Origin of the sequence: Chitinophaga parva (assembly GCF_003071345.1) — a bacterium.
Lineage (GTDB): Bacteria > Bacteroidota > Bacteroidia > Chitinophagales > Chitinophagaceae > Chitinophaga > Chitinophaga parva.
Genome location: NZ_QCYK01000002.1, coordinates 1,760,024 through 1,772,350 on the forward strand (window position 1 = coordinate 1,760,024; position 12,327 = coordinate 1,772,350).

General features: G+C 51.7%; 7 protein-coding genes. 4 read left to right on the plus strand and 3 right to left on the minus strand.

Translation table 11 applies throughout. The annotated features are described in order from the left end of the window. The first annotated feature begins 152 nt into the window (after positions 1–152). The 4 genes from rimO (at position 153) to DCC81_RS17455 (ending at position 6,754) form a co-directional block, all read left to right on the plus strand. Positions 153–1,514: a 30S ribosomal protein S12 methylthiotransferase RimO gene (rimO, locus tag DCC81_RS17440; protein ID WP_262510174.1), complete on the plus strand. Its 1,362-nt coding sequence runs from the start codon at positions 153–155 to the stop codon at positions 1,512–1,514. A 74-nt stretch (positions 1,515–1,588) separates the two neighbouring features. Further along, positions 1,589–3,367 carry a DEAD/DEAH box helicase gene (locus tag DCC81_RS17445; RefSeq protein WP_108687864.1) on the plus strand — a complete coding sequence of 593 codons (1,779 nt, stop codon included), beginning with the start codon at positions 1,589–1,591 and terminating at the stop codon, positions 3,365–3,367. 136 nt (positions 3,368–3,503) lie between these two features. Then, entirely contained in the window at positions 3,504–5,465 is a 1,962-nt protein-coding gene (glgB, locus tag DCC81_RS17450; protein WP_108687865.1) for a 1,4-alpha-glucan branching protein GlgB, read from the plus strand. Positions 5,466–5,872: 407 nt separating this feature from the next. Next, positions 5,873–6,754, plus strand: coding sequence for a DUF4382 domain-containing protein (locus DCC81_RS17455; RefSeq protein WP_108687866.1), 882 nt, complete (start codon positions 5,873–5,875; stop codon positions 6,752–6,754). A gap of 486 nt (positions 6,755–7,240) precedes the next feature. Here the strand turns inward: DCC81_RS17455 and DCC81_RS17460 are convergent, their stop codons facing one another. The 3 genes from DCC81_RS17460 to DCC81_RS17470 all read right to left on the minus strand — a co-directional run bounded on the left by DCC81_RS17460 (position 7,241) and on the right by DCC81_RS17470 (position 12,298). Then, positions 7,241–7,894, minus strand: coding sequence for a DUF4272 domain-containing protein (locus tag DCC81_RS17460; RefSeq protein ID WP_108687867.1), 654 nt, complete (start codon positions 7,892–7,894; stop codon positions 7,241–7,243). A 607-nt stretch (positions 7,895–8,501) separates the two neighbouring features. Further along, positions 8,502–10,898 (minus strand): glycoside hydrolase family 31 protein, encoded by a 2,397-nt coding sequence (locus DCC81_RS17465; protein ID WP_108687868.1) that lies wholly within the window; start codon positions 10,896–10,898, stop codon positions 8,502–8,504. Positions 10,899–11,212: 314 nt separating this feature from the next. Then, positions 11,213–12,298 carry a beta propeller repeat protein gene (locus DCC81_RS17470; protein WP_108687869.1) on the minus strand — a complete coding sequence of 362 codons (1,086 nt, stop codon included), beginning with the start codon at positions 12,296–12,298 and terminating at the stop codon, positions 11,213–11,215. Between the last annotated feature and the right edge of the window lie 29 nt (positions 12,299–12,327).

Here is a 12,327-nt window from a genome sequence, read left to right on the forward strand (position 1 = left end):
TGGCACATTGTGCCCCGCGCCGTTAGTTATTACGGAAATTAATCGCTAACTTTGCGAATCCTTTGGAAGGACCACGACGATGGTCCCTTGCCACTAAGGCTCCCATAACACACACTTACTCCTTTTATTGTCTGTTCGTGTCCGGTGTCTTCGTGGCTGTTTCAGCAGCGTTCTGGCTGCTGTATGATCTTAAAACGCACGAATTGAAGACAAAAACTTTAAAGAAAGACAAGGTTAACATTATTACGCTCGGTTGTTCTAAAAATTTGGTGGATTCTGAAGTCCTCAGTGGACAGTTGCGTGCCAACGATATTGACGTAGTACACGAAAACGCAAAAAGAGACCACAACATTGTAGTGATCAACACCTGCGGGTTTATTGATAAAGCCAAAGAAGAATCCATCAATACCATCCTGGAACAGGTAGAATTGAAAGACCGCGGAAAACTGGATAAGGTTTATGTGACCGGCTGCCTGAGCGCCCGCTACCGTGGCGACCTGGAGGCGGAGATCCCCGGTGTGGATGCCTGGTTTGGCACCATGGAAATGCCCGCGCTTCTAAAGAAATTTGATGCAGATTATAAATCGGAATTAGTAGGCGAGCGCCTGCTTAGCACCCCTTCTCACTACGCTTACCTGAAGATCGCTGAAGGGTGTAACCGTACCTGCTCTTTCTGCGCCATTCCGCTTATGCGCGGTGGGCACGTATCCCGCCCCATCGAAGAGCTGGTGAGGGAAGCAGCGCGGCTGGTGAAAATGGGGGTGAAGGAAGTAATGCTGATCGCACAGGAACTGACCTATTACGGCCTGGACCTGTACAAGCAACGCCGGCTGGCAGACCTGCTCAACGCCATTGCCGATGTACCCGGTATAGAATGGATACGCCTGCATTATGCATACCCCAGCAAGTTCCCCATGGAGGTGCTGGAAGTGATCCGCACCCGTAAGAATATCTGCAATTATATTGATATGCCACTGCAGCATGCGGCTAACAACATGCTGAAAGCAATGAAACGCCAGATCACCCGTGAGGAAATGGAAACGCTGATCACTGAAATGCGCGCACAGGTGCCCGGCATCTGCATCCGTACCACGCTGATCGTAGGTTTCCCGGGAGAAACCCTGGATGATATCGAAGAACTGAAACAATTCCTGGAAAAAATGCGCTTTGACCGCGTGGGGGTATTCACCTACAGCCATGAAGAGAACACCAGCGCTTACGAACTGGTGGACGATGTGCCCGCGGAAGAAAAAGAACGCCGTGCCCAGGAGATCATGGAAGTGCAGCAAGAGATCAGCCTTGAGAAAAACCAGGCCAAAGTAGGCCAGGTGTTCCGGGTGCTGGTAGACAAAAAGGAAAGTGGCCGTTACCTGGCCCGCACCGAGTTTGACTCCGTGGAAGTAGATAACGAAGTGATCATCTCCACCACAAAACGCCTGCAACCAGGCCAGTTTGTGAATGTACGCATCACCAAGGCTTATGACTACGACCTGGAAGGCGAACTGGTAGACTAATTAACACAAAACATATCTTTTTTACCGCTCCTTTGCGGATACATGGCCTCTGTTTGAGGCATTAAATACAATCAATGACAACATTTGAATCATTAGGCCTGCAGGAAGACATCTTAAAAGCCGTTACGGACTTAGGATTTGTATCCCCGACGCCTATCCAGGAAAAAGCCATCCCGGTTTTGTTAGGTGGGGATCGGGACTTTGTAGGCCTTGCCCAGACGGGCACCGGTAAGACTGCAGCATTTGGCCTGCCCTTACTGCACCAGCTGAACGTGAAACTGCGCGCGCCCCAGGGCCTCGTGCTGTGTCCCACACGTGAGCTGTGTTTACAGATTGCCAATGACCTTAAGAATTTTAGTAAATACCTGGGCGATGTGAGCATCGTAGCGGTATATGGTGGTGCCAGCATTGTACAGCAGCTGCGCGAGATCAAACGCGGTGCACACATCATCGTGGCCACTCCCGGCCGCCTGCTGGACATCATTGACCGCGGCGCTATCAACTTCGACAACGTGCGCTACGCCATACTGGACGAAGCGGATGAGATGCTGAACATGGGTTTCCAGGAAGACATCAACAACATCCTTTCCAAAACACCGGAAGAGAAGACCACCTGGTTGTTCTCCGCTACCATGCCACAGGAAGTGCGCCGTATTGCACAGAAGTACATGGAAGATCCGTTTGAACTGACCGTAGGTACCAAGAACTCCGGTAATGTGAACATTGAGCACGAATACTACGTGGTACGCCCGCGCGATAAATATGCTGCGCTGAAACGCATCGTGGATTACAATCCCGATATCTTCGGTATCATCTTCACCCGTACCAAGGCGGAAAGCCAGGAGATCGCTGAATCCCTGATCCGTGATGGTTACAACGCTGATTCCCTGCACGGTGACCTCACCCAGCAGCAGCGCGATAAGGTGATGAAACGCTTCCGTGAAAGAGGCCTGCAGGTGCTGGTAGCTACAGACGTTGCCGCCCGCGGTATTGACGTGGACAGCGTAACGCACGTGATCAACTATGAACTGCCTGATGACGTAGAGAACTACACCCACCGCTCCGGCCGTACCGGCCGTGCTGGTAAATCCGGTGTGTCCATCGCTATCATCACCGCCCGCGATACCGGCAAGATCCGCCAGCTGGAACGCGTGACCGGTAAGAAGTTCACCAAGAGCGAAGTGCCCGATGGCTTTGCAGTATGTGAAAAACAACTGTTTGCCCTGGTACATAAAGTGCACAACGTAACTGTCAATGACGAGCAGATAGATCCCTACCTGGAACGCATCTACGAAGAATTCCAGGACATGAGCAAGGAAGAGCTGATCAAGCGCTTTGCATCCCTGGAGTTCAATGAATTCCTGGCTTACTACGAGAACGCTGAAGACCTGAATGTAAAGGCAGAACGCCGTGTAGAAGGCGATGGCAACTCCATGTCATTCCGCAACACCGGCCGTTTCACCCGCCTGTTCATCAACCTGGGCTCTGTAGACGATTTCAACCGCGGCGATATGCTGCGCTACCTGTGCGACAATACAGGCCTGAAAGGCAACAAGATCGGCCGCATAGACCTGAAGGGCGTTTACTCCTTTTTTGAAGTAGAGAACGATTCCCTGGAACAGGTGCAGAATGCCTTCAAGGACCTCAACTACAACGGTCGCAGCGTGCGCATTGAAATGTCGCAGGATGGCGACAAGCGTAGTGGTGGCGGCGGTGGTGGTTACCGTGGTGGTAACAACCGTTCCTACGGCGGTGGAGACCGTAAACGCAGCTATGGCGACCGCGAAGGCGGTGCCCGCCGTGAATACAGCACCGGCCGTCCCAGCTTTAAGGGAAAACGGAGAGCAGAGTAAGTAAGACTTAATATTTAATTTGGATAGAAGGGCGTCATCGAAAGGTGATGCCCTTTTTTTGTTGGGGGGACCTTTTTTCTCTTTTTGCAAGGTTTTTGAGTATATTCCCGTAAATATCTAACCACCTCGCAACCACATGGCCACCCAGAGAAAAAAGAGCACCAGCAAGCTTACCGCCGTTGCTACGGGCATTTTGCCTTACACCTTGTTCACCGAATTTGATATTGCCCTGTTTGGGAGCGGAAAACATTACCGCTTGTATGAGAAGTTTGGCTCGCATGCGGTCTCGCATGAAGAGGCAGGCAACGGGATGTACTTTGCCGTGTGGGCACCGAATGCCCGGCGGGTAAGTGTGGTGGGCGATTTCAACGGATGGAACAAGGATAGCCATGTACTGCTGCCCCGCTGGGACAAAAGCGGCATTTGGGAAGGCTTTGTGCCCGGCGTGGACTACGGCGAAAAATATAAGTACTGTATTATCTCCGCCACAGGCGACGAGCTTTACAAAGGCGATCCTTACGCCAATGAGTGGGAGCTGCGCCCTAAAACGGCATCCGTGACCACTTCCCTGGAGTACAAATGGAAAGACAAAAAGTGGCTCACCAACCGCCACAAAAAGAATAGCCTGCAAAGTCCCATCACCGTGTACGAAGTGCACCTGGGCAGCTGGCGCCGCCCGGACCCCAACGATCACGAGGTGTTTTACAGCTACCGGGAGATCACTGAAATGCTGGTACCCTATGTAGCGGAAATGGGCTTCACGCACGTGGAGCTGCTGCCGGTGATGGAGCATCCTTTTGATGGCTCCTGGGGCTACCAGATAACCGGCTATTACGCCCCCACCAGCCGCTATGGCTCACCTACGGAGTTTATGGCCATGGTAGATGCCTTTCACCAGGCGGGCATCGGCGTGATCCTGGACTGGGTACCTTCCCACTTCCCTTATGACGCACATGGGCTGTATAAGTTTGACGGTTCTTTCGTGTATGAATCGGAAGATGAGCGCAAGGGGTATCATCCTGATTGGAACTCTTATATTTTTAACTATGCACGCAACGAGGTGAAATCTTTCCTTATCAGCAATGCTGTGTTCTGGCTGGATAAATTCCATGTGGACGGCCTGCGTGTGGATGCGGTGGCATCTATCATCCACCTCAATTACTCCCGCCCGGAAGGTACCTGGGAGCCCAATATCCACGGTGGCCCGGAGAACCTGGAAGCCATTGCGTTCCTGCAGGAAATGAATACCTACATCTATGCAACGTTCCCGGATGTGCAGATGATCGCGGAGGAATCTACTTCGTTTTATGGGGTGTCTAAGCCGGTGTTTGCCGGTGGGCTTGGGTTTGGGCAGAAATGGATGATGGGCTGGATGAATGATACCCTGCGTTATTTCAAAGCAGATCCGGTGTACCGTAAAACGATGCAGGACCAGTTCAGCTTCAGCATTGCATATGCATTTTCAGAAAACTTCATGCTGCCGCTGAGCCACGATGAGGTGGTGCATGGTAAGTCATCCTTACTATATAAAATGCCGGGAGACGATTGGCAGAAGTTTGCCAACCTGCGCACCATGTACACGTACATGTTCACCCATCCGGGCACCAAGTTGCTTTTTATGGGCGGTGAATTCGGGCAAACAGGAGAATGGAATTACAAAGGTGAATTGTATTGGCACCTGCTGCAATATGCATCGCACGAGGGGCTGCAACATTACGTAAGGGCGCTCAACGAGTTGTACACATCGCACCCGGGGCTGTACGAAAAGCAGTTTGAATATGAAGGCTTTGAATGGGTGACCGTCAATGACTATGATAACAGCGTGGTGGCGTACGCGCGCCATGGCAAAATGGAAAAGGACCAGGTCCTGGTGGTGCTGAATATGACACCGGTGCCCCGCCTGGGTTATAGCCTGGGTATGCGGGAGGAAGGCACCTGGGAGGTGATCCTGAACAGCGATGACGATATGTATGGTGGCAGCGGCGTAGGTAACACCGGCCCCCTGAGAACCACCATGGAAGAATGGAACGGCAAACCCTACCGCCTTATGCTGGATGCCCCACCCCTGGGGGCTTTGGTGCTGAAGCGCCGGAAATAAAATATTGTAACATAAACAGTTGGGAAAGGCTGTGCCGCAGGCGGTACAGCCTTTTTGTATGAAACCGTTTTTTGGTATGATTTTGTCTTACAGTAAGATAATCCGAACCATTAGACCGATACACATACTGGAACTGTAGCTTATTGCGTTTTGATGTCAACGCTTCCATCGTTATATGGAAAACAGCCTGGAAAATTTAGCAGCACATGAACGTCAATTTTGTTGACTATAAAAAATTTTAACAGGGTTTAAACTTTAAGAAGGCAACCATATCTAAAGACCATTCCCTATGCAAGAACGGGAAGGAACGCCAGGATCGAAAACATTTTACGTCACACCGGAGTACTTATTATGAACTAAACAGTTACACTATACTTTACCATTTCTTCATTTTAAAAACCTTCATTATGAAACTCCGCTTTGGTGCGTGGCCACTTGCTCTGGTGGCGCTTTTACTCACGGGTATCTATGCCTGTAACAAAGACAATAGTGCGGGCGGCGCAAAGCCCAATGCCAACGAACAAAAACTGAACATTTACCTGTCTGATGGTCCCGGCTTTTTTGATGCCGTGAACCTGGACATCCGCGCTGTGGAAGTGCTCGTGGACACCTGCAGCGTAGACAGCAGCGAGGTAGGTGAAGGCCCCAACCGCTGCGGCTGGGACAATGGTAAGTGGGATAACAAAAAGTGCAACGTATGGGATACACTGGACATCCGCGCCGGTGTATATAACCTGCTGAACCTGCGCAATGGTACAGACACGTTGCTGGCTGCCGGCAATGCCATCAAAGGCAACATTGAGCGCATCCGCATTACCATTGGCAACAATAACAGCCTGGTAAAAGACAGCGTTACCTACCCGCTGGGTACCTGGAATGGTGAAACCAAGCTGGTGATCAATGTACGTCGCAGCGACTGGGAAAACTTCTCCGACGATGCATTCCGCCTCTGGCTTGATTTTGACGTGAACCACTCCGTACTGGAAGTGTTCAGGGGGCACTTCATCCTCAATCCGTTCATCCGCGTGTTCACGCCGAACCGCTTTGGTATAGTGTCCGGTAAAGTGGGCCCTGATGATGCCAAGCCGGTGGTAAGCCTGTATGGCAGCACCGATACGCTGTATGCACTGCCCTGGAGAGGTGGTGAGTTCATGATCCGCGGTGTACAGGAAGGCACTTACAGCATGTATGTAAATGCTTCCAATGGTTATAAAGACACCACTATTACAGGTCTTACTGTGAAGGGGGGTAAAGTGACCAACACAGGCACCATCACCCTGCACAAGTAGTTTTTAAAGTGATGATAACAACGGCCCGGGACACTTTGCTCCCGGGCCGTTTTTTATGGCAAATGGTTGATTTATAATTTTAACCGTGCCCTGAATAAACTGAATGGCCGTGTTTGTTATTTGATTATTATATTGCGACTAAACCGAATGCAAAGATTGTCACCAGGCTTATTGTGACCCAGTCTGTATCCTTTTGAAAAACATTGTTCGTCGTTAAAGATTGTCTTATGAAAATGTCCCTGAAAGCTGTACCACAGCCAGCGTACCTGTATGGGGTATGGAGAGTGCTGTGTGTCTTATTTCTTTTTATTGCACTGTTTTATTGTTATTACGTAACGATCTATTAGCGGCGTAAGCAGCGCGGTTACGTGTTTGTGAGCCCGGTCCTTTTCAATGAAAGGACCGGTGTTCCTTTGCCATATGTTCCCTGGTGGGAGCATGATGGCTGTCCATGGCTTTTTTCCTGAAGTTTGAAACGGGTGTCTTCTACGCGCTCTGAGGCCGGCTCTCTGTGATCCAGCTCAGGGCTTTCCTGCGTTCAAACACCGCCATAGGGTGTAGCTGCTGTACCGTGCGGGCGCCTTGCTCATACAGGCGGCGCAGGTGCACTACCGCCAGGTCGTTGAACACGTATTCGGCCACCAGCTCTTCCGGCTCCCGGTAATGGCAGTGGGCAATGAAGGCTGTCGTATCCGCCCCCAGGTGGGGGATGTGGGAGAGAAGGGCGGCGATGGGTGCCTCACTGGCGGCATCCGGTGCCAGGGGCACCAGGTCCAGGGCCCAGGCCAGGATGTAGGCGCCTTCCAGGCTCCAGCTGTATCTGGCTTGTAGTTTTTCGTCGGAGTGCTGGCCCTGCAGGAATTGGTGTTCTTCCGCCGATACCAGGAAGTGCAGCCGTTGTTGTTGCAGCCAGGCAAGGATGGCCGGTTTTTTGGAGGGCTTGTAAGCCGCCAGTGACAGGGCGTACAGCACCAGTACACGGCGGGCAGTGGTGGAGGCGTCGCGGAAATGCCATTGTGCCGCATCGAGGTATGATAAGCACGTGATCTCCAGGTCGGCTATGTGGGCAGCATAGAGGCGGGCTTCTAATGCATTGCGCCTGCTCTCAAGGGTATCGGCCCAGGTAAGCATGTCGTTCATAGGTTTAGTTATATTGACTTATGCAAGATAAAACACATTCAATGTAATGTTTATGAGTGTGCATAAAAGGTGCAAAAGATGGGGCCGGCGGTAAAGGGCGCAGGTGACGGATGGCGTGTTGCAGGGTGACGGAAAATCCCGGCGGATAACGCGGCACTGCAGAATGATCGTCCCAAACAGGGTTTTCGTGGATAGTAATTATCGCCAGAAGCCTTACTGGCAAAGGGTTTCAAAAAAATAAGGCACTATAGATTGAAATCTCAGTGCCTTCTCATAACCTATGCCAACTTTAGAGTTAATACAAATATATAACCTTCTAACACACATGTATAGCCTATAAACCGAATGAACAAAATGAACGGGTTTTTTGGAAAAAATGGCATTAGAATGATATTGAGAGCCCTGGCAATAACAAAATTTTAACCATTCGTTGAGGGATTAACAGTACCAAAATAAGGCGAAACGGGGCCAGCGTGGAAAAGCAAAAGCGGCTGCCTGCACAACAACCGCTTTTTGCCTGGATATGTTTTTGCTATTCCCGGTGAATGATCAACCGGGATGATCAGTACTGCTTAACGGATGATCTGCTTTGATAAACCGTCATTCATTACCGGACGATCAGTTCTTCGAACTTGCGCTCCAGCGACATTTTCACCACACCCGCTGCCAGGTTCTTTGCCGTGATGGGAAACACCTGTCCATCCACCACAAATTCCTTCGGGGTAAACGGCAGTCCATGGATGATCACCTTCTGCGTCGTGTACGTATTGCGGTACTTGCCGTGAAATTTCTTTTTCAGCCGGAACTGCTTGCTGTCGGACATCTGGCGGAAGCGGATGATGTTGAACAGCTCACTTTTATAGCCATAGTTATCACCGGCATCTTCATACAGCACGCTGTGTGTTACTTCATCGCTGTTGTAATACACGTTCAGCGCCAGCTCTTCCACTACCTGTTCCCCTACATACTGCATCTTCGGATACTTGGTCACTACCATGCCTGCTTTTACAAACAGGGGCATTTCCTCAATGGGTGTGGGAATGGTGATGATCTTACCCCCTTCAAACACTTCATTGGTGAAGTAATAATACCACTTGCCTTCCGGCAGGTATACTTCCTTTTGTTTCATGCCCGGCTCACTTACATGGCTGACCAGCAGCGCATCGCCAAACATGAACTCATCATTGCGGTGGCGGGTCACCGGATCGTGCTGTGATACAAATGCAATGGGGCGCAGCATGGGCGTGCCCAGGGTGGAGTATTGCCAGAAAGTAGTGTAGAAATAGGGCAGGAGGTGGTAGCGTAGTTGTATGAACTTCTTAACAATGAATTCGTACTTGGTACCAAAGCTCCAGGGCTCCTGGTTAAAGCCGGTCTCATTGCTCGCAGAGTGTGTGCGCATGAGTGGGTGGAAAGTGGCCAGCTGGATCCAGCGGGTATACAGCTCTCCATCCGGCTCTCCAATAAAACCGCCAATGTCGCTGCCCGCGTGGGAAATGCCGCTTACCGCCAGGCGCTGGCACTGTACGGAAGCGAGCCAAAGGTGCTCCCAGCTGGCCACGTTATCGCCCGTCCATACAGACGTGAAGCGTTGTGCGCCGGAGTAGCAACTGCGCGTGATCAGGAAGGGACGGTAGGGCATCAGGTGTTTTTTCATGCCTGCGGCCGTGGCCATGGTCATGAGGTGGCCATAAATGTTATGGGCCTTGCGATGGCTTACCTGCTCTCCATCGTAGTCGTGGCGTACGTCTTCCGGGAAGGAGCCCATTTCAAACACGGCGGGTTCGTTCATATCATTCCATACACCGCGCACGCCATAGGCCACCAGGCTGGCAAAGAGATCGGCCCACCACTTGCGTACCACGGGGTTGGTAAAGTCGGGGAATACGCATTTACCCGGCCATACATCGCCCTCCATCAGCGCACCGTCGGCACGTTTGCAGAAGTAATTATTTTTGATGCCTTCCTGGTATACGAAATACTCGGGATCCACCTTTATGCCAGGGTCAATGATCACTACGATCTTGAAGCCCAGTTTGGATAGTTCCTTAATAAAAGTGCTGGGATCGGGGAAGCCTTCCTTGCTCCAGGTGAAGCAACGGAATCCTTCCATATAATCGATGTCGAGATAGAGCACATCGCAGGGGATCTCGCGCTTGCGGAACTCTGCGGCGATCTCATTCACCCTTGCAGCCGGGTAGTAGCTCCAGCGGCACTGGTGGTAGCCCAGGCTCCACAGGGGCGGCAGTTCCGGCGTGCCGGTAATGCGGGTATAAGACTCTGCTACCTGCAGCAGTTCCGGTCCGTAAATGAAATAATAGTTCATCTCTCCGCCCCGTGCCCAGAAGCTGGCCACATCATCGCGCTCCTTACCAAAATCAAAGAGGGTGCGGAAGGTATTATCGAAGAAAATACCATAGCCAATGCCGTTGTGCAGGCCATAGTAAAAAGGAATGTTGCGGTAAAGCGGATCGGTATCCTTCTGAAAGCCGTACGCATCGGTGCCGTAGTTTTCCATGCGCTTGCCGCGCAGGTTCAGCTCCGTGGGCTTGTCGCCCAGGCCATAAAAGGCTTCTTCTTCCTGGATCACCTTGGAGCAGTACACGATCTTGCCGCCCTTCTGGAGGTAATACTGCCAGTGGAAGCCCAGTTCATCCTGGTTGATGATGCGGCCTTCCTTGTCGGTAATGGTAATACGCAGGTTGTCTTTTGCAATGAACACCTTGATGGCATCCGTGGTGATCTCGAATACCTCTTCCAGTTCACGGAGCTGGAAGAAGATCGGCGCATCTTCCATGCGGGCGCTGGTGGCGTAGGAAAATTCCCGCTGGAAAGTGCCGTCTGCGGCGTAGCGGAAGCGGATGATCTTATCGGTGATAACGCGTACTTCCAGGATGGTTTCTGCGGTGGTGAAGCTAAAGTAGTTGCCCTCTTGTTTCCACTCCCTTATGGCGTCCGGGTAGTGTTTTACAGAATATTTACTGGACGAAGTTTCAATTTGCATAAATCACATTTTCAAATGCCAAAGTGGGCACAAAACTAATAAAAATAAAACGGGTTGGGCCCTTGTTTAGCCAGCAGCGAATAACCACATTTCCGGGCACATAAAAGTTGGCTAAAAGGTGGTATGGCATGGTAATGATAAGTCACTAACTTCATCGCTATAAATTTACTTTTTGCTTTAAACTATTATTCCGGTGGTGCGCCTTTCCAGGTCTGGCCACCCTTTTTTTGCCCGCAGGCGCCACGGGTGGCTGGCCTTGCTTCCTAATGCTTTAAAATACAAACCATTACCGGTAAATGCAATATAGCCGCAGGTTATTTATTCGTTACTGGAAAGGTGAGCAGGGCTATCTTTCCGCCGGCGCCCGCCAGGATAGCGCTTTGGCCATTGCCCAGGCTTTTAACCGTGTTGTACCCCGTTTTTCCCAAATTATGCCAGTTTTTACCGCCATCCAGCGAATAATCCGTGCCAGCCGTCCCGGTCGCTGCTAACCAGTTCATGTTAACGAACGCTACACCGGAACGGTAGCCGAAAGGCGGTGTCTGCGCCGGTTTCCAGCTTAGGCCGCCGTCTGTGCTGTACAGGCAGTTTTGTATGCGCAGGCCTTCGCGCTTGTAATCACCTCCTACAATAATGCCGTGGTCCTGGTAAAAATCCATGGCAAAAGCCCCGGTGGTGGACTGGCCCTGCAACATGGGGAGGTCCTGGGTATGCCATTGTATATTCAGGTGGCCAATGGGTGGAGTGGCCCTGCCTTCCACTGCCGTGGCAGTAAACAGGCGGCAGGCCTTACCGCCGGTGATAAAACGGGGCTGGCCCCGGTCCGGCGCCAGGTTACTGTTGCTGGCGGCAAAGATGGCTTCACCGGGCCTGGCTTCCGGGAACTCGCCTTCATCGTAATCATACGTAAGCCAGCGGTGGCCGCCATTTTCCGTGTATAGCATGCGGAAATGGCCGTCGCTGTCAGGATCGCCAATGGCGTAGGCGTGCAGGGAGTCAGCAAACACCATGCTGTCGAAGAACACGGTGGAGTCACGGTTGGTATACTGGATGGTCCATGTGTAGCCGCCATCGTAGGTGTAGAGCAAGCTGGCGGGGGAGCCGGCATTGAGCACAAAGGCTTCCATCTCGTTCACCGCGGCAATGCTGCGCCAGTCGCACGAGTCGCAGGAAGTGGTATGGTGCCATTGCCAGTTCCTGCCGCCATCCGTGCTGCGGCCCACGGTACCGGCGGTGCCGGAGAGCCAGATCACACTGTCGTTTACCACGGAAAGGCCGCGGAAACTGGCGGTGGTACCGGATTTTATGGGAGTGAGCTTAGGTGCCTGGGGAAAGGCCGTGCCATAGCAGAGCAGGAGAAACAGGCCCAGGACAAGGGTGTGTGCCGGTTGTAAGGTCATAGGTCGGTAGGTTTGTTCAAAACAGCGCA